General features: G+C 66.0%; 18 protein-coding genes. 13 read left to right on the top strand and 5 right to left on the bottom strand.

Annotation, left to right across the window (positions count from 1 at the left end; translation table 11 throughout):
- The first annotated feature begins 11 nt into the window (after positions 1-11).
- The 13 genes from GGR45_RS02345 to GGR45_RS02285 all read left to right on the top strand — a co-directional run bounded on the left by GGR45_RS02345 (position 12) and on the right by GGR45_RS02285 (position 12,435).
- Complete coding sequence (locus GGR45_RS02345) at positions 12-2,015, top strand: conjugal transfer protein TraG (protein ID WP_013041717.1); 2,004 nt, start codon at positions 12-14, stop codon at positions 2,013-2,015.
- Positions 2,016-2,024: 9 nt separating this feature from the next.
- Positions 2,025-2,459, top strand: a complete 435-nt coding sequence (locus GGR45_RS02340) for a hypothetical protein (protein ID WP_013041716.1) — start codon at positions 2,025-2,027, stop codon at positions 2,457-2,459.
- 307 nt (positions 2,460-2,766) lie between these two features.
- Entirely contained in the window at positions 2,767-3,702 is a 936-nt protein-coding gene (gene trbB / locus GGR45_RS02335; RefSeq protein WP_021223121.1) for a P-type conjugative transfer ATPase TrbB, read from the top strand.
- Entirely contained in the window at positions 3,702-4,031 is a 330-nt protein-coding gene (locus GGR45_RS02330; RefSeq protein ID WP_425505835.1) for a TrbC/VirB2 family type IV secretion system protein, read from the top strand. The genes trbB and GGR45_RS02330 overlap by 1 nt, the downstream gene beginning before the upstream one ends.
- Complete coding sequence (locus GGR45_RS02325; RefSeq protein WP_013041713.1) at positions 4,031-4,312, top strand: VirB3 family type IV secretion system protein; 282 nt, start codon at positions 4,031-4,033, stop codon at positions 4,310-4,312. The genes GGR45_RS02330 and GGR45_RS02325 overlap by 1 nt, the downstream gene beginning before the upstream one ends.
- 10 nt (positions 4,313-4,322) lie before the next feature.
- A complete protein-coding gene (gene trbE, locus GGR45_RS02320) occupies positions 4,323-6,761 on the top strand; it encodes a conjugal transfer protein TrbE (protein WP_013041712.1) in 2,439 nt (812 codons plus the stop codon).
- The gene (gene trbJ / locus GGR45_RS02315; protein ID WP_013041711.1) at positions 6,758-7,522 is read left to right on the top strand and encodes a P-type conjugative transfer protein TrbJ; all 765 of its coding nucleotides are present in this window, start codon (positions 6,758-6,760) and stop codon (positions 7,520-7,522) included. Before trbE ends, trbJ begins: the two co-directional genes overlap by 4 nt.
- Before the next feature lie 10 nt (positions 7,523-7,532).
- A complete protein-coding gene (gene trbK-alt, locus GGR45_RS02310; protein WP_013041710.1) occupies positions 7,533-7,868 on the top strand; it encodes a putative entry exclusion protein TrbK-alt in 336 nt (111 codons plus the stop codon).
- A gap of 2 nt (positions 7,869-7,870) precedes the next feature.
- Positions 7,871-9,229: a P-type conjugative transfer protein TrbL gene (gene trbL, locus GGR45_RS02305; RefSeq protein ID WP_013041709.1), complete on the top strand. Its 1,359-nt coding sequence runs from the start codon at positions 7,871-7,873 to the stop codon at positions 9,227-9,229.
- Positions 9,229-9,912 (top strand): conjugal transfer protein TrbF, encoded by a 684-nt coding sequence (gene trbF, locus GGR45_RS02300; protein WP_013041708.1) that lies wholly within the window; start codon positions 9,229-9,231, stop codon positions 9,910-9,912. Before trbL ends, trbF begins: the two co-directional genes overlap by 1 nt.
- Before the next feature lie 23 nt (positions 9,913-9,935).
- Positions 9,936-10,958: a P-type conjugative transfer protein TrbG gene (gene trbG, locus GGR45_RS02295; protein WP_021223122.1), complete on the top strand. Its 1,023-nt coding sequence runs from the start codon at positions 9,936-9,938 to the stop codon at positions 10,956-10,958.
- A gap of 80 nt (positions 10,959-11,038) precedes the next feature.
- The gene (locus tag GGR45_RS02290) at positions 11,039-12,181 is read left to right on the top strand and encodes a TraB/TrbI/VirB10 family type IV secretion system protein (RefSeq protein WP_217498151.1); all 1,143 of its coding nucleotides are present in this window, start codon (positions 11,039-11,041) and stop codon (positions 12,179-12,181) included.
- 2 nt (positions 12,182-12,183) lie between these two features.
- Positions 12,184-12,435: a DUF2274 domain-containing protein gene (locus GGR45_RS02285; RefSeq protein ID WP_013041705.1), complete on the top strand. Its 252-nt coding sequence runs from the start codon at positions 12,184-12,186 to the stop codon at positions 12,433-12,435.
- Here the strand turns inward: GGR45_RS02285 and GGR45_RS02280 are convergent.
- The 5 genes from GGR45_RS02280 to GGR45_RS02260 form a co-directional block, all read right to left on the bottom strand.
- The gene (locus tag GGR45_RS02280) at positions 12,432-13,361 is read right to left on the bottom strand and encodes a LysR family transcriptional regulator (protein ID WP_013041704.1); all 930 of its coding nucleotides are present in this window, start codon (positions 13,359-13,361) and stop codon (positions 12,432-12,434) included. The two genes, GGR45_RS02285 and GGR45_RS02280, sit on opposite strands and share 4 nt — an antisense overlap.
- Before the next feature lie 65 nt (positions 13,362-13,426).
- Positions 13,427-14,101: a TetR/AcrR family transcriptional regulator gene (locus GGR45_RS02275; RefSeq protein ID WP_013041703.1), complete on the bottom strand. Its 675-nt coding sequence runs from the start codon at positions 14,099-14,101 to the stop codon at positions 13,427-13,429.
- An 89-nt stretch (positions 14,102-14,190) separates the two neighbouring features.
- Positions 14,191-15,726 carry a DHA2 family efflux MFS transporter permease subunit gene (locus tag GGR45_RS02270; protein WP_175313940.1) on the bottom strand — a complete coding sequence of 512 codons (1,536 nt, stop codon included), beginning with the start codon at positions 15,724-15,726 and terminating at the stop codon, positions 14,191-14,193.
- A 1-nt stretch (position 15,727) separates the two neighbouring features.
- The gene (locus GGR45_RS02265; RefSeq protein ID WP_013041701.1) at positions 15,728-16,879 is read right to left on the bottom strand and encodes an HlyD family secretion protein; all 1,152 of its coding nucleotides are present in this window, start codon (positions 16,877-16,879) and stop codon (positions 15,728-15,730) included.
- A gap of 13 nt (positions 16,880-16,892) precedes the next feature.
- Positions 16,893-18,314 carry an efflux transporter outer membrane subunit gene (locus tag GGR45_RS02260; protein WP_013041700.1) on the bottom strand — a complete coding sequence of 474 codons (1,422 nt, stop codon included), beginning with the start codon at positions 18,312-18,314 and terminating at the stop codon, positions 16,893-16,895.
- Positions 18,315-18,348 lie beyond the last annotated feature (34 nt).

Here is an 18,348-nt window from a genome sequence, read left to right as displayed (position 1 = left end):
GGAACGCCGCCATGTCCGCGACGAAAATCCTCTGGGGCCAGATACTCACCGTGTTCATGATCGTGCTCTTCACGACTTGGACGGCCACGCAGTGGACGGCCTACCGGCTCGGCTTTCAACCGCAGCTCGGCCATCCGTGGTTCGAGGTCGCCGGCTGGCCGGTCTACTATCCCCCGGCCTTCTTCTGGTGGTGGTATTTCTATGACGCCTACGCGCCGCCGATCTTCGTCGAGGGCGCCTATATCGCCGCCTCGGGCGGATTCATCTCGATCGCCGTCGCGATCGGGATGTCCGTGTGGCGCGCCCGCGAGGCGAAGAACGTCGAGACCTACGGGTCGGCGCGCTGGGCCAGGCCCGACGAGGTGAAGGCCGCAGGGCTGCTCGGCGCCGACGGCGTGGTGCTCGGAAAGCTCGATCGCGACTATCTCCGTCATGATGGGCCCGAGCATGTGCTGTGCTTCGCTCCGACCCGATCCGGCAAGGGCGTAGGGCTGGTCGTGCCCTCGCTGCTCACCTGGCCGGGCTCGGCGATCGTTCACGACATCAAAGGGGAAAACTGGACGTTGACGGCCGGCTTCCGGGCCCGGCACGGCCGCGTGCTGCTCTTCGACCCGACCAACCCGAAGTCCGCCGCCTACAATCCGCTGCTCGAGGTCCGCAGGGGCGAATGGGAGGTCCGCGACGTCCAGAATATCGCCGACATCCTGGTCGACCCGGAAGGATCGCTCGAGAAGCGAAACCACTGGGAAAAGACCAGCCACGCCCTGTTGGTCGGCGCCATCCTCCATGTCCTCTACGCCGAAAAGGACAAGACCCTCGCCGGCGTCGCTGCCTTCCTATCCGATCCCAGACGCCCGATCGAGTCGACACTCGCGGCGATGATGAAGACCGCTCATCTGGGCGAGGCCGGCCCGCACCCCGTCATCGCCAGCGCCGCACGCGAGCTGCTCAACAAGTCGGACAACGAGCGATCGGGCGTGCTCTCGACCGCCATGTCGTTCCTCGGCCTCTATCGCGATCCCGTGGTGGCGCAGGTGACCGGCCGGTCCGATTGGCGCATCGCCGACCTTGTGGCGGAGGGCAATCCGACGACCCTCTACCTCGTCGTGCCCCCGTCCGACATCAGCCGGACCACGCCGTTGATCCGCCTGATCCTCAATCAGATCGGACGACGCTTGACCGAGGACCTTCACGCCAATCCCAGGCGCCCCCGGGTGCTGATGATGCTCGACGAGTTCGCCGCGCTTCGGCGCCTCGACTTCTTCGAAAGCGCGCTCGCGTTCATGGCCGGGTACGGGATCAAGGCATTCCTGATCGCGCAGTCGCTGAACCAAATCGAGAAGGCCTACGGGCCAAACAACTCCATCCTCGACAACTGCCACGTCCGCGTCAGCTTCGCGACCAACGACGAACGGACGGCCAAGCGGGTCTCCGACGCCCTCGGCACCGCGACCGAGATGAGGGCGATGAAGAACTATGCCGGCCATCGGCTATCTCCTTGGCTCGGCCACATGATGGTCTCGCGCTCGGAGACGGCGCGGCCACTGCTGACCCCCGGCGAAGTCATGCAGCTCCCGCCAGCCGACGAGATCGTCATGGTCGCGGGGACGCCGCCGATCCGGGCCAAGAAGGCGCGCTACTACGAGGACCGCCGATACCAGGAGCGGATCCTGCCGCCGCCCCCACTGAGCAAACCTGGCAAGCCGCCGGCGAACGACTGGAGCGGTCTCGACCTTCCGCCAGTTCCCGAGATCGGCGGCGCGCTCGCCAGAGCCGCGGCCGATGCGCCTTCGACCGAGGACGAGGAAGACACGACCGAGTCCGAGCGCCGACGCCAGCCTGAACTACGCCGCCTGAAGCCGGTCGAGAAGACGGTTCCGATCGAAAACGAGTTCGAGTTCGAACCGATTGAGGATGCTGACGAAGACGCTGCCCGCAATAGCCGGCTGAGGGACACGATGCGCCAGGTCGCGCGACAGGCTTCCCTCGACCCCGGCGATGGCATCGAGCTGTAGGAGGCGATCATGGCGAAGCCTCCGAAGAAGCAGCGGCTTTCCGTCTATCTCGAACCGGAGGTCATGAAGGCGCTATCGGCGCATGCGGCGCGGCGCGGCCACTCGCTATCCCTTGTCGCCGAGGCCGGCATTGCGTCGTTCCTTTCGCCCGACGCCGCAGAGCGCCAGGAAGCGGCGATCACGAAGCGACTGGATCAGCTTGACCGACGCCTGACGCGCGTCGAGCGGGACGTCGGCATCGCGGTCGAGACCCTCGCGATCTTCGTGCGCTTCTGGTTCAACACGACGCCCGCCCTGCCGGAGCATGCGGCCCAGGCGGCACGCGCCAAGTCCGCCGAGCGCTACGAGGCCTTCATCAACACCCTGGGCCGCAGGCTCGCGAACGGTCCGAAGCTCAGGCAGGAGATCTCGGAGGATCTCAATCACACCGGCGAGGCTGATTGACGACCGCACCGCCCGCGCGGTGACGATGCGGCAAGTCGACTCGGCGCTTCCGCGCGATCGCGCCGCAGCATCGTGCGCGCGCGAGATAGTCATGCTGCCATTGCCTTGAAGTATAGCGGCGTTCCGCCGTTTCCCTGTCTTTGTACGCCACAGTACGACGACCACATTTCGGTTGTTGTCAGGCCCTGATTTCTGCCTCTTCTACTCGTCCCCGATCCAGGGCCGCGCGTGGGCGCGCCCGCAAGAGAACGGGGACGACGTGGCAAACCCCCAGCAGAGATCCGAAGCAGTCCTCCGCGGCGCGCGCATGCTGCGCACCGCGCTCGGACCTGCGATCGCCGGGTTTCTGGAAGACCCCACGATCGTCGAGGTGATGCTCAACCCTGACGGGCGGCTCTGGATCGACCGCCTTTCCGACGGCCTCTCGGAAACCGACGAGCGCCTTTCTCCCGCAGACGGCGAGCGGATCATCCGCTTGGTGGCGCACCATGTCGGCGCCGAGGTCCATGCCGGCGCTCCGCGTGTCTCGGCCGAGCTTCCGGAAACGGGAGAGCGGTTTGAAGGCTTGCTCCCTCCCGTCGTGGCCGCGCCTGCCTTCGCCATCCGCAAACCGGCCGTCGCCGTCTTCACGCTCGAGGATTATGTCGCCGCCGGCATCATGCGTGCCGGACAGGCCGCGCTGCTCCGCGCCGCCGTCGCCGAGCGGCGCAATATTCTCGTGGCCGGGGGCACATCCACCGGCAAGACGACGCTCACCAATGCGCTCCTGGCGGAGATCGCCAAGACCTCCGACCGCGTCATTGTCATTGAAGACACGCGCGAACTCCAATGCATGGCGCCCAACCTCGTCGCCATGCGGACGAAGGATGGCGTGATCACGCTGTCCGAACTGGTGCGCTCATCGCTCCGCCTGCGGCCCGACCGCATCCCGATCGGCGAGGTACGCGGAAGCGAGGCGCTGGACCTGCTCAAAGCGTGGGGAACGGGGCACCCGGGCGGGATCGGCACGATCCACGCCGGCACAGCGATCGGCGCGCTGCGCCGGCTTGAGCAGCTCATCCAGGAAGCCGTCGTCACGGTGCCGCGGGCGCTCATCGCGGAGACCATCGACCTTGTTGCCATCCTCTCCGGCCGCGGCGCCTCGCGCCGGCTCGCCGAACTCGCCCGCATCGAGGGGCTCGGCCCTGACGGCGATTACCGCGTCACCCCCGCAACCCAGCCCCCCGAAGGAGAGATCCCGTGATCCAGCACGCGCTTCGAATCCGCCGCCATATCGCGACGGCCGTTTCCGTCACCTTTCTCAGTCTGGCGCTCGCACCGGCGGCCCACGCCTCCGGCTCCTCGATGCCGTGGGAAGCGCCGCTTCAGTCGATCCTCGAGTCGATCGAGGGGCCGGTCGCCAAGATCGTCGCCGTGATCATCATCATCATCACCGGCCTGACCCTGGCCTTCGGCGACACGTCCGGCGGCTTCCGGCGGCTCATCCAGATCGTTTTCGGCCTGTCGATCGCGTTCGCGGCGTCGAGCTTCTTCCTGTCCTTCTTCTCGTTCGGCGGCGGAGCGCTCGTCTGATGGCAGGCGGCGCGGATTACGTCGGCGAAATCCCAGGCTTCTCAGTGCCGGTGCATCGCGCGCTGACCGAGCACATCCTGCTCGGCGGCGCGCCCCGATCCATCGCCATCCTCAACGGCACGCTCGCCGCCGCGCTTGGATTGGGTCTGCGCCTCTGGCTGGTTGGCCTGGCGCTCTGGGCGATCGGTCATTTCGCCGCGGTCTGGGCCGCCAAGCGCGATCCGCAATTCGTCGACGTCGGACGCCGGCATCTGCGCATCCCGGCCTATCTGACGGTCTGAGGGCGTCGCCATGATGAACCTTGCGGAATATCGCAATCGCAACACCCGGCTCGCCGACTTCCTGCCCTGGGTCGCGCTCGCCGGCGAGGGCGTGATCCTGAACAAGGACGGCAGCTTCCAGCGGACCGCCCGCTTCCGCGGTCCGGACCTCGACAGCGCCGTGCCGGCCGAACTTGTCGCGGTCGCCGGCCGCCTCAACAACGCCTTCCGCCGCCTCGGCTCGGGCTGGGCGATCTTCGTCGAGGCGCAGCGCCATGAGGCCGCGACCTATCCGACAAGCCGCTTTCCCGACCCGGCATCGGCCTTGGTCGACGCCGAGCGCAAGGCCGACTTCGAGGAGGCCGGCGCGCATTTCGAGTCCAGCTATTTCCTGACCTTCCTCTATCTGCCGCCGGCGGAAGACGCCGCCCGCGCCGAAAGCTGGCTCTATGAGGGCCGCGAGCGCGGCGGCGTCGATGCCCATGAGGTGCTGCGCGGCTTTATCGACCGCACGGACCGCATCCTCCAGCTCGTCGACGCCTTCATGCCGGAATGCGCCTGGCTCGATGACGCTGAGACGCTGACCTATCTGCACTCCACGGTCTCGACGACGCGGCACCGCGTCCGCGTGCCCGAGACGCCGATGTATCTCGACGCTCTCGTCGCCGATCAGCCGCTCACCGGCGGGCTCGAACCGCGCCTGGCCGACACGCATCTGCGCATCCTCACCATCGTCGGATTTCCGACCGCGACGACACCCGGCATCCTCGACGAACTCAACCGGCTCGCCTTCCCGTATCGCTGGTCGACCCGCGCCGTGCTGCTCGACAAGACCGACGCGACCAAGCTGCTGACCAAGATCCGTCGGCAGTGGTTCGCCAAGCGCAAATCGATTGCCGCCATCCTGAAGGAGGTGATGACCAACGAGGCGTCGGTGCTGGTCGACACCGACGCCGCGAACAAGGCGGCGGACGCGGATCTCGCGCTGCAGGAGCTCGGCGCCGACTATGCCGGCCAGGCCTACGTCACCGCGACGATCACCGTCTGGGACGCCGATCCGCGCATCGCCGCCGAGAAGCTGCGCCTCGTCGAGAAGGTCATCCAGGGCCGCGACTTCACCGCCATGCCCGAGACGATCAACGCCGCCGACGCCTGGCTCGGGAGCCTGCCGGGGCATGTCTATGCCAATGTCCGCCAACCGCCGCTTTCGACCCTCAACCTCGCCCATATGATCCCGCTGTCGGCGGTGTGGGCCGGGCCCGAGCGCGACGGGCATTTCGCAGCGCCGCCGCTGCTCTTCGGCAAGACCGAAGGCTCGACCCCATTCCGGCTGTCCATCCATGTCGGCGACGTCGGCCACACCCTCGTCGTCGGTCCGACCGGGGCCGGCAAGTCCGTGCTGCTGGCGCTCATGGCGCTGCAATTCCGTCGCTACGATCGCGCCCAGGTCTTCGCCTTCGATTTCGGGGGCTCGATCCGCGCCGCGGCGCTCGCCATGGGCGGCGACTGGCATGATCTCGGCGGCGGGCTGACCGAGGGTGCGGACGACAGCGTCTCGCTTCAGCCGCTCGCCCGGATCGATGACGCCGCAGAACGCGCCTGGGCCGCCGACTGGATCTCCGCCATCCTCAGCCGCGAGAGCGTTGCGATCACCCCGGAGGTCAAGGAGCATATCTGGTCGGCGCTGACATCGCTGGCTTCGGCGCCGCCCGCCGAGCGCACCCTGACCGGCCTGTCGGTGCTGCTCCAGTCCAACGACCTCAAGCAGGCGCTACGGCCCTATTGCGTCGGCGGACCCTATGGCCGGCTGCTCGATGCCGAGGCCGAGCATCTCGGCGAGGCCACCGTCCAGGCTTTCGAAACCGAAGGACTGATCGGGACCGGGGCCGCAGCCGCCGTGCTCGCCTATCTCTTCCACCGGATCGAAGATCGCCTCGACGGCCGCGCCACACTCATCATCATCGACGAGGGCTGGCTCGCGCTCGACGACGAGGGCTTCGCCGGCCAGCTCCGTGAGTGGCTGAAGACGCTGCGCAAGAAGAACGCGTCGGTCATCTTCGCTACCCAGTCGCTTTCCGACATCGACGGGTCGGCCATCGCGCCCGCTATCATCGAGAGCTGCCAGACCCGCATCCTGCTCCCCAACGAGCGCGCCATCGAGCCGCAGATCACTGCCATCTACCGACGGTTCGGGCTCAACGACCGGCAGATCGAGATCCTCGCCCGGGCGATGCCGAAGCGCGACTATTATTGCCAGTCGCGCCGGGGCAATCGCCTCTTCGAGCTGGGCCTGTCGGACGTCGCGCTGGCGCTCTGCGCCGCGTCCTCCAAGTCCGATCAGGCAGCGATCGCCAGTACGGTCGCCGAGCATGGCCGCGACGGCTTCCTCACCGCCTGGCTCGATCGCCACGATCTCGGCTGGGCGGCCCAACTCATCCCCAACCTCGAAACTCTGGAGACCTCCTCATGACCTCGCGCCGCACGCGCGCGGTGCGCCTTGCCGCCGCGCTGCTCACCACCACCCTCGCCACAGCGCCATACCTCGCCACGCCGGCCCAGGCGCAGTGGGTCGTCTACGATCCGACGAACTATGCGCAGAACCTGCTCTCGGCGACCCGCGCGCTTCAGCAGATCAACAACCAGATCACCTCGCTGCAGAACGAGGCGACCATGTTGATGAACCAGGCCCGCAATCTCACGAGCCTGCCCTATTCCTCGCTCCAGCAGCTCCAGCAGTCGGTGCAGCGGACCCAGCAGCTCCTCGGCGAGGCGCAGCGGATCGCCTACAATGTCCAGAACATCGATCAGGCGTTCCGGACCACCTACGGCAATGCCTCGATGTCGGCATCCGACACGCAACTCGTCGCCGATGCGCGCGAACGCTGGCAGAACACCGTGGGCGGCTTGCAAGACGCCATGCGGGTGCAAGCCGGCGTCGTCGGCAACATCGACACAAACCGCATTCAGATGTCTGCGCTGGTCGGCCAAAGCCAAGGCGCCACCGGAGCGCTTCAGGCGACGCAGGCAGGAAATCAGCTTCTCGCGCTCCAGGCGCAGCAGCTCGCTGATCTCACCGCCGTCGTTTCCGCCAACGGCCGCGCCCAGGCGCTCGCCGTCGCGGAGCGCGCGGCGGCCGCCGAACAGGGCCGCGAACAGCGTCGCCGCTTTCTTACGCCTGGCAGCGGCTATCAGCCGGGCAACGCGCGGATGTTCCCGAACAGCGGCAACTGAGGACGCGGCGATGGACGGGAAATCGCTCGCACGCATCGGTGCGATCGTCTTCGTCGCGGTCGCGATCACGGCGACCGCGATCGAGATGAGCCGGAAGGAGGAAACGGCGGAGAGCTGGGCGACAACGCGGCCGGTCCCGACGCCGAACGATCCGCTGCGCACGGAACTGTTCCGCTGCCAGGCGCTCGGCGAGGCCGGCCCTCGCGATCCCGCCTGCCTGCGCGCCTGGGCCGAGAACCGTCGTCGCTTCCTCGCCCCCGGATCGCGACCGGCCGGGAGACTGCCGGACGCGACGGCTCCGTCTGAGCCAGCGCCTGCCGACGCGCAGCCGGGCGAGGCGCGATAGGCATGGGGAACACCGGCGTCATCGACCATTTCCTCGAGGTCTTCACCCGTTACATCGACGGCGGCTTCGGTCTGCTCGGCGGCGAGGTGACGTTCATCGCCACGACGCTGATTGTGATCGACGTGACGCTCGCGGCGCTCTTCTGGTCCTGGGGCGCCGATGACGACATCATCGCCCGACTGGTGAAGAAGACGCTGTTCGTCGGCGTTTTCGCCTACATCATCGGCAACTGGAACAACCTCGCCCGGATCATCTTCGAGAGCTTCGCCGGTCTCGGCCTGAAGGCGAGCGGCACCAGCTTCACCACGGCCGATCTTCTTCGCCCCGGCAAGGTCGCGCAGACCGGGCTCGATGCGGGACGGCCGCTGCTCGATTCGATCTCCGGGCTGATGGGCTATTGGAGCTTCTTCGAGAACTTCATCCAGATCGCCTGCATGTTCCTCGCCTGGGCGCTGGTGCTGCTCGCCTTCTTCATCCTCGCCATCCAGCTCTTCGTCACCCTGATCGAGTTCAAGCTGACGACGCTCGCCGGCTTCGTGCTGATCCCCTTCGGCCTGTTCGGAAAGTCCGCCTTCATGGCCGAACGGGTGCTCGGCAACCTCATCTCGTCCGGCATCAAGGTCCTCGTCCTCGCGGTCATCATCGGGATCGGATCGACCCTGTTCTCCGAATTCACGGCGGGCTTCGGGGGCGCCACGCCATCGGTCGACGAGGCGATGGCCATCGTCCTCGCAGCCCTCTCATTGCTCGGCCTTGGCATCTTCGGGCCCGGCATCGCGTCCGGCATCGTCTCGGGCGGTCCGCAGCTCAGCGCCGGCGCTGCCGTCGGCACGGGTCTCGCCGCCGGCGGCATGGTCGCGCTCGGAGCCGGCGCCGTGGGCGCCGCCGCGACAGGCGGCGCCTCCCTGGCAGGCGGGGCCGCCGCCGCCGCCCGCGGTGGCGCTGCCCTCGCTGGCGGCGCATCGACCGCCTACAGCCTCGGGGCCGCGGGGCAGACGGGCGCTGCTAGCGTCGCCGCCGGTCTGGGCGGCGTCGCCCGGGCCGGCGGGAGTGCCGCGATCTCGCCCCTTCGTCGCGCCGCCTCCCGCGCCGCTGAAGGCATGCGCTCGAGCTTCAATGCCGGCGGCCGCGCGGTTCTTGGAGCCACGGGCGGCTCCACGACCGGTGGACCGAGCGCCGGCGGACCGGGGTCCGAAGATGCGGCTGCTACGGCAGGCGGCGGAGGCCCACCCGCCTGGGCGCAGCGCATGCGCCGCCGCCAGCAAATGTCCCATGCCGTCCAGGCGACGGCCCATGCCGTCCGCTCGGGTGATGCCCATGGCGGCGGCTCCTCCGTCAACCTGTCCGAAGGCGACCGCTGATGTTCAAACGACCCGCCACCCACTACGGCAAAACAGCCGAGCCCGAGACGCCCTACCAGCGCGCCGGCCAGATCTGGGACGACCGCATCGGCTCGGCCCGCGTCCAGGCGCGAAACTGGCGTCTTATGGCATTCGGCTCGCTCTTCCTCTCGGCCGGTTTCGCCGCGGCCCTGGTCTGGCAGTCCGCCCGGGGAACGGTCGTGCCCTGGGTGGTGCAGACCGATCGGCTCGGACAGGCGCAGGCGGTGGCGCCGGCCATGGCCGATTATCGCCCGACCGATCCGCAGATCGCTTTCCATCTGGCGCGCTTTATCGAGGAGGTCCGTTCAATCCCGGCCGACGCCATCATCGTCCGCCAGAACTGGCTGCGGGCCTACGACTTTACGACCGATCGAGGCGCTGCCGCCCTCAACGACTATGCACGCGCCAACGACCCGTTCACCAATGTCGGACGCCAGCAGGTCGCGGTCGAGGTCTCCAGCGTCATCCGCGCATCTCCCGACAGCTTTCGCGTCGCCTGGGTCGAGCGCCGCTACGAGAACGGCCAGCTCGCCACGACCGAACGATGGACCGCGATCCTGACGATCGTGATCCAGACACCACGCAATGCCGATGTCCTGCGGAAGAACCCGCTCGGCATCTACGTCAACGCCATCAACTGGTCACGGGAGCTTGGGCAATGAGGCCGTCGTTCCGTAAAGCCGGAATGCCGGCTTCACGCATCCAAGCATGTGCGCATCCACGGATCGGCACGCTGCCGGTCATTCTGCTCGCCACGACGGCGCTCGCTGGATGCGCGACCACGCACAAGCCGCCGGAGATCTCCTACGACAATGCCGCCCCCGCCGTGCAGACGGTCGATCCGCCGGCGCCCGTCACCGTCGTGGAGCTACCCCGGCCGCTTCCGCTTCCCGGCCAGATGAAGCCGGTCGAGCGCTCCCGGCAAGCGCCGGAACCCGCCGATCCGGCTGCACGGGTGAACCAGGCCAATGCCGCGGCGCGCGTGCAGCCCGTGCGCGACGGCTTCATCAATTCGATGCAGGTCTATCCGTTCACCCAGGGCGCGCTCTATCAGGTGTATACCGCGGTCGGGCAGATCACCGATATCGCGCTTCAGCCCGGTGAGCAGCTCGTCGGGTCCGGCCCGGTCGCCGCCGGAGACACCGTCCGCTGGATTATCGGCGACACGCTAAGCGGCTCGGGCGCGACGCAACAGGTCCATATCCTGGTCAAGCCGACGCGGCCGGAGCTGATGACGAACCTCATCATCAACACCACTCTGCGAACCTACCACATGGAGCTACGCTCGACCGAGCGCACCTACATGGCGTCGGTTTCCTGGCAATATCCCCAAGACCAGCTCATAGCGCTGCGTCGCCAGAATGCGCAGGCCGAGGCGACCCGTCCCGTCGCCACCGGCGTCGATCTGACCAACGTCAATTTCCGCTACGCGATCGAAGGCGATCGCGCGCCATGGCGGCCGCTTCGGGCCTTTGATGACGGACGGCAGGTGTTCATCGAATTCCCGCGCGGCATTGGCCAGGGTGAGATGCCGCCGCTGTTCGTCGTCGGTGCCGAAGGCAACACGTCCGAACTCGTCAACTACCGGGTCCGCTCGAACTACATGATCGTCGACCGCCTCTTCGCCGCCGCCGAGCTGCGCTTCGGTGCCGGCCGCGAGCAGAAGCGCGTCCGCATCGTCCGGACCGACGGGAGGCCGACCTCGTGAGCGACACCGATCCCCGCAGCGAGGAAAGTCCAGAGGAGGAGGCGCGGCCGCTGACCGGTGAGCCGCCGAGCCCGGCTGCGATGCGCCTGCGCGCCGAGCCGCCGCGCGTGACACGGCTCTCGCGCAAGGTTCTCGCCGGACTCGCTCTGGTCGCGAGCGTCGGCATCGGCGGCGCGCTCGTCTACGCGCTGCAAACCCGGGACGGCAGCCGACCGAATGAAGAACTCTACTCGACCGAGAACCGTCCGACCGCCGACGGGATTTCCGGCCTGCCGCGCGACTATAGCGGCGTGCCGCAGCTCGGCCCACCGCTGCCCGGCGACCTCGGCCGTCCGATGCTCGGCGCGCAGAACCGGGGTCAGCCCGTGCCTGCGCCCGGTGTCGCCGCGCCCAATCCTGGTCCAAACCCCGCGGAGCAGCGCCGTCTTCAGGAGCTGGAGGCCGCGAGGACCGCGCGCTTGTTTGCCTCGACAGAGACGAGATCCGCTGGTCCTGTAGCCGCTCCAGCGGCGCCGGACGCTGTTTCGCCGCCACCAACCCTGACAAATCTCGGCCTCGCCCCGCCGCCGGCGACGCCGACCGCCCAGGATCGGCAGAACGCCTTCCTCAACGCCGCCGCCGATCGCCGAACCGTGGCACCGGATCGCGTCGTGGCGCCGGCATCCCCCTATGTCCTCCAGGCCGGCGCCGTGATCTCGGCCGCTCTTCTCACCGGCATCCGCTCCGACCTTCCCGGGCAGATCACCGCCCAGGTGACGGAGAACATCTATGACAGCCCAACCGGCCGAGTCCTTCTCGTACCCCAGGGCACGCGCGTTGTCGGCCAGTACGACAACAACGTGCAGTTCGGGCAGAGCCGCGTGCTGCTGGTATGGAATCGGCTGATCTTTCCGAATGGTCGCTCGATCGTGCTCGAGCGACAGCCCGGCGCCGATTCCGAGGGATTTGCGGGTCTTCAGGACGGCGTTGATTACCACTGGTTTGAACTTGCCAAGGCCGCGGGACTGTCCACGCTGCTCAGCATCGGCTCCGAGCTCGCCATCGACGATGATGACCGCCTTCTGCGCGCTATCCGCAACGGCGGCCAGGACACCTTCAATCAGGCGGGCCAGGAGATCGTCCGCCGACAGCTCAACATCGCCCCGACGCTGACGATCCGGCCGGGCTTCCCGGTCCGCGTGATCGTCACGCGCGATCTCGTTCTCGAACCGTATGGAGGCTGAGCGTGGCCAAGCTGAAACTCGGAGCGATCACTGAAGACAAGCCGGTCAAGGTCTCCCTTGAACTGCCTGGAGCGCTGTTCCGCGACCTCCAGGAATATAGCGAGATCCTCGCGCAACAGGAGGGCGTGCCAGCGACGGAGCCGAGCAGGCTGATTGTCGCGATGGTGCAGCGCTTCATACAGACCGATAGGGGATTTGCCCGAGCCCGCAAGAACAAGATGCGCAATCCCTTGGAGGCTGATCGCGAGCGCTAGGCCCTCACGGCGCCATTCAAGCCGCGCCGCCCGGCCGCCACATCCCTGATGAGCCGCAGCATGCAACCCAGAGCGGGATTGGAGTTGGACGGCGACCAGACTGCGGAATATCGAAGCTGCTCGGGATCGCCGCCGATAGGGCGGAACGCGACACCCTCCGCCATGCCGTCCACGATGGAACCGCTCGTGAGCGTGATCCCGTATCCCATTGCGACGACGCTAAGGAGGCTTTGCCTGCTCACATCGTGAACATCGATCTTTGGGCTGAAGCCAGGCATTGAAAGCTTCCGGACCAGATAGTTGCGGATCTCCGGGCCGGCGCCACGTTGAGTGACGACAAAAACTTCGTCGCGAATATCCCGCCAGTGCAGCTCCTCGCGCTTCGCCAACCTATGGCTCGAGGGCAGTGCGACATAGATGCTCTCTGTCCAGAGCAACTGCACATCTTGCCCACTCGTTTTCGGCGTTCCGGCTAGGAATGAGATGTCGAGCTCGCCGGTCATCACGCGGGCGAGATCCTGCTCCGAAGATCCTTCGTGGAGGCAGACACGGATACGCGGGTAACGCCGGTGAAATTCCTTGAGCGCGAGGTGAAGGCGGCCTGCCGCCAAAGGGACGACCACTCCCACCTGCAACTCGCCCCGTTCCCCTTTGTGAACGGAAGCAGCGAGCAGGATGGCTTGACCGAGTTGATGCATGCCCGTGGACGCCTCTTCAAGGAAGAGCTGTCCAGCATTGGTGAGCTGAACCCCGCTCGGACTTCGATCGAAAATGCGAAAGCCGATGCGATGCTCCAAGAGCTGAACCCGCCGCGTCAGCGTTGATTGCGAGATATTCAGAGCGGCTGCGGCACGCCTGAAGCTTCGGTGCTGCGCGGCTGCGATCGCATATCGCAGATTCCGAAGGTCGAGCGACAGGTCCGGCATTTCCCCTCCTTAAGTTTGTTTATCGGCCGGACGCCGGAGAGGACATCAGTCGCGGCCTTCTCCTTTCAATGGTCTTTCTGCGGATCGCCTCGTTTCGGCCGAACGCCATAGCCGTTGAGGAACAGGTCGACTGCATCGACCACTTCTCTCTCAATCTCAACTTCAGAGGCGCCTGGCTGCCAGCTACACATGTGCCGCATGACCAAGCCGCATATACATAAGCTGTGAAGCTGCTCCGCCGCTCGCAGGCTATCCGACGCGCGAAGCCGGCCTGCGCGGATTTCGTCCTCAAGGAGACCGGCCAGCACGCTGTGCTGGCGGCGCGGGACGCACTTGTAGAACTCGCGGCCAAGCTCCGGAAAGCGCCGACCTTCGGCCGCCATGAGACGAAACAGCGTAGCCGCCGTTGGCGAAAGCATCGCCCGCATGAACTCGGCGCAATAGCAGATTAGTACGCTTCTCGGATCACCCGACCAGTCTGGCCTGCGAACCGGCGTGCTCTCTTCGATCCAAGCGGTGAGCGCTGCCGCGAACAAGTCCTTCTTCGAGGGGAAATAGGCCCAGAGCGTAGCCTTAGACCCACCCATCCGCGCGGCGATGGCCGACATTGACGTGCCGCCAAATCCCTGCTCGCTGAACGCCTGCTGTGCGATCGCCACAATCGCCGAGCGGCGCTCTCCGCGCTTGTCGTGACGCCGATTGACCCTTCCAGACCTCGGCGAACTTCCTTGGCGCACCATTACACTCGTCCGATGGCACTTGCCCGATCCGCAGGCCGGTCCGAGCCGGCCCGTCTGTCTCCAGCGATGATGCGCGACACGAGACCGCCTCAGTGGCTCACCTGCTTCAGCGGTCCTTTGGGCCGCTTCGCGAGCCAGACCACGGCAGCGAAGACCAGGATCAGGATCGTCGCCATCGCATAGAAGTCGTTGGTGGCGAGCATCACAGCCTGCATATCGACCATTCTCGAGAAGGCGGCGAGCCCTGAACCGGACTGCAACCCAGGCAGAGCCGCGGGAGCCGTCGAGGGGTCGATGATCGCAACCAGCTCGGCGCGGTTTCCTTTCGTCGCATTCTCCCAATAAGTCGAGGTCAACGACGCGCCGACGGCCATCGCCATGATGCGAATGAAGTTCTGCAACCCAGATCCGTTCGCAATCTTTTCGGGTGGAAGTTCCGACACCCCAAGCGACGTGAGCGTGACAAGGCAAGCCGGGACGCCGGCGCCGAGCACGAACATGGGAATTGCGACCGACATGAAATCGGCCTGCGCGTTCAGATGAGCGCGCATGAAGAAGGAGATGGCCAGAACCACCATGCCGTAGGTGACGATCAGGCGCGGGTCGATCTTCGACATCAACCGACCGACAATAGGCGCGGTCAAAACGGCCAGAATTCCCATCGGAGCGGTGGCAAAGCCCGCCCATGTCGCGGTGTAGCCCATCATCTGTTGGAGCCAAAGTGGGGTCAGCACGATATTTCCGAAGAACAGCCCGAACATTAGTCCCAGCGAAAGGGTCGAAACGAGCCAGGTGCGGTTTCGGAAAACCGATAGATCGATCACCGGGTCATCGTCGGTCAGCTCCCACAGGATCAGCGCGCCGAGCGCGATGCCAGCAACGATCGCCATCCAGACGATGAACGAAGACGAGAACCAGTCCAGTTCGCGCCCCTTGTCGATCATTGTCTGGAAGGCGCTGACGAATACGACGAGGAGGAGAAGGCCGACAATGTCAATCCGGCTGCGCGTGATGGCCGTCTCCCGATTGTGCATGAGCCACCAGGCAACACTGCCGACAGCGATCCCGAAGAAGATGTTGATATAAAAGATCCAACCCCAATGATAATTGTCGGAGATATAGCCGCCGAGGATCGGGCCGAAGATGGGCGCAACCACCGTCGTCATGCCCCAGATCGCCAAAGCTATGTTGGCCTTGTCCTTGGGAAATATAGAAATCAGTAGCGTGGAGGAAAGCGGGATAATCGGACCGCCCGCGAAGCCCTGGAGGATGCGGAACAGCACGAGGAAGCCCAGCGAACCCGACAGCCCGCACAGGATCGAGCAGATCACGAAGGCTACGACGCAGGCCGTGAACAGCCGCACTTCTCCGAACCTGCGCGAGAGCCAGCCCGTGAGCGGAACCGTGATGGCCTCGGCGACCGCATAGGCCGTAATGATCCACGTCCCTTCGGTCGTCGAAACGCCCAGGTCGCCCGAAATCGTCGGCATCGCGACATTGGCGATCGTCGTGTCGAGCACGACCATGAAGTTGCCGAAGGACAAAGCGGCCGCCGCCATGACGAGCTTTGCGCCCGTCAACGGCGGATAACCGCTCCCTTCGTGCTCTCCACCCTTCGCGGACATCTCAATGCGCCCCCGACAAGTCGATCGTCGCGTGCATGGAGAGCCCCACGCGCAGCGGGTGTTCCTGCAACTCTCTCGGGTCGAGCCGAATGCGGACGGGGAGCCGCTGTACAACCTTGATCCAGTTGCCGGTCGCATTCTGTGCCGGGATCGCCGCGAAAGCCGACCCCGAGCCACCCGCGAACCCTTCCACGCGACCGTGATACACAACATCCGAGCCGTAGAGGTCCGACGTCAGCGTCACGGGGAGTCCCGGTCGAACCTGACTGAGTTGCCCCTCCTTAAAGTTGGCATCCACGTACATGTTCTGCACGGGAACAACGACCATGATCGGCACGCCCGGCTGGACGCGTTGCCCGACCGCGACATGGCGCTGATCCACTACCCCATCGACGGGCGCCCGGATCACCGCTCGCGAGAGGTCGACACGCGCCTGGTCAAGCCGCGCCGTAGCCGCAAGGACCTCCGGATTTGTCTCGACGGTCGTGTCCTCAAATAGGACCTGATTGGCGCGACGAGCGCCAGAGGCCGCATTCCGGGCCGCTTCCGCGGCTGCAATGCGCGCCCTTGCTTGCTCCACGGCCGCCTGCGCGACCCGGACCGCAGTCTGTGCATCGCTCAATTCCTGCTGCGAAATCGCGCCAGGGCCCGCGAGCCGGCGCCGCCGGCGTTCGTCAAGCTGGGCCTTGTCGAGATCGGCCTGTGCGCGAACCAAATCGGCGCGTGCAGTCGCTTCGTCGGCAGCTCGCACGGCTACCTGCCCAGCCAGATTGGCGTCGGTCTCCTGGACCTGCCGGACCTGCCGACGCGCCCGCCCTAAGGCTGCCTCAGCTTGTGCGACGGCAAGGCGCAAATCCGTATCATCCAGTTCAGCCAAGACGTCGCCAGCGCGAACAGCTTGCGTGTTGACGACCAGCACCCGCTTGACCGGGCCGCCGACGAGAGGCGTGACCTGCGCCACCTCGACATTCGTGTAGGCGTTCTCCGTCGACTCGGTGTCACCCGCGATGAAGGTCGCCCAGATCCACCAAGATAGGGCGATAAGAACGAGGCCCCCTCCGAAAAAGAGGAAAAGCCGCTTTCGCTTCTGGCTCTTGGGCGATGGGGGGTTTTCGGGAGTATTGTGATCTTGATCGAGGGTGACGTCCGTCATCGGCTTTTCCCAGTCATGAATTGGTGTCACGGGCTGGAACAGCCGCTCTGAAGCCGCCGCCCAGGGCTTTCGCCAAGGCAATGTCGAGGATGAAGCCCCGTAGACGCAGGGCGGCCGCTTGCTCACGAGCACTCAGAAGAGCGTCCTCGCTGATGAGCACTCTCTGGTAGTCGGACAGCCCGCCCTCGTAGCGCATTTTCGCGAGGCGATACGCCGCCTCCTGACGCGCGACGGAGGCGTTGGTCCGATCCACTCGTTCGCGCAGCGCGCGCAGGGACGTCGCGGCGTCAGCCGCATGATGCAAGGCTTGAAGAAGCGTCTCGTTATAGGTGGCGACGGCAGTATCGTACTCACCGCGAGCGCCGCGATATCGTGCGCTCAACCGGCCACCGTCAAAGATAGGCAGGCTGATCGCCGGCCCGACCGAACCGATCACCGATTCGGACCTGAACAAATTGTCGAGTCCGAACGACGCAAGGCCTATCAAGCCGCTGATGTTGACGTTCGGATAGAAACCCGCGCGTGCTACACCGATTCGCTCAGCCGCAGCCTCAACACGCCACCTTGCAGATACGACCTCGGGATTCCGGCCGACAAGTTCGATAGGAATGTTCGCGGGTAGAGCGTCGGGACGCCGCGTCGTCAGCGACGGCGGCTCAATCGCCAGTCCGCGATCCGGTCCTGCGCCAACCAAGGCCGCAAGGGCGTTTCGGCCGAGTCCGATCGCCTCGTTGATCGCCGCGAGCTGAGCTTCAGCAGCATCGACACCGCCTTCGGCCTGCTCCACAGATGTGCGCGGCTCGAGACCAGCATCGAACCGCCGCACGACTAAGTCCCGTGTCTCACGACGTATTCGGACCGCATCTGCGGCGACGTCGCGACGGACCAGCAGTTGAGCAAAGTCAACGTAAGCCGTGGACACCGCTGAAGCTAGGGCCAATCGCGCCGCCGCCTCATCCGCCTCGGCCGCCGTTCTCGCCGACACGGCTGCGCGTAATGCCGAACTGTTCTTTCCCCAAAGATCAAGCTCCCAACTCATGTTCACCAGGCCCGCTAGCAGCCAGTGCCAATCGCCATCAGTAGGGAGTCCGATACTTTGCGTGAGACGAGAGTCGCGCGCGGTCGCGGTGGCGCCGACGCTTGGCAAGAGCGCGGCTCGCGCAAGATCTGCTTGAGAAACAGCTATCCGGATGCGTGCGGCTGCTTGCGCGACTGTGGGTGAACCCTGCAAGGCCTCCCCCACCAGTGTATCAAGCTGCGTGTCTCCAAACGTCCGCCACCAATCGTCCTGGGGCCAGGCCTGGGACGTACCGGCAAGTGAGCGCGTCGCTGCAAAGGCGCCGGGCTGGGCTGGATCAGGCCGAGGTCCCAAGTCCGGGACAGTCGCGCATCCGCCTAACCCACCCACAAGCACAAGAATCGCTATTCGCCGCATCGTCCACCGCCGGTAATGCTCGTTACCGGCTTGA

The organism is Sphingomonas zeae, assembly GCF_014197135.1.
Taxonomy (GTDB): domain Bacteria; phylum Pseudomonadota; class Alphaproteobacteria; order Sphingomonadales; family Sphingomonadaceae; genus Sphingomonas; species Sphingomonas zeae.
Note: the sequence above shows the minus strand (reverse complement) of the source record. Positions and strands in the feature narration are given on the sequence as shown.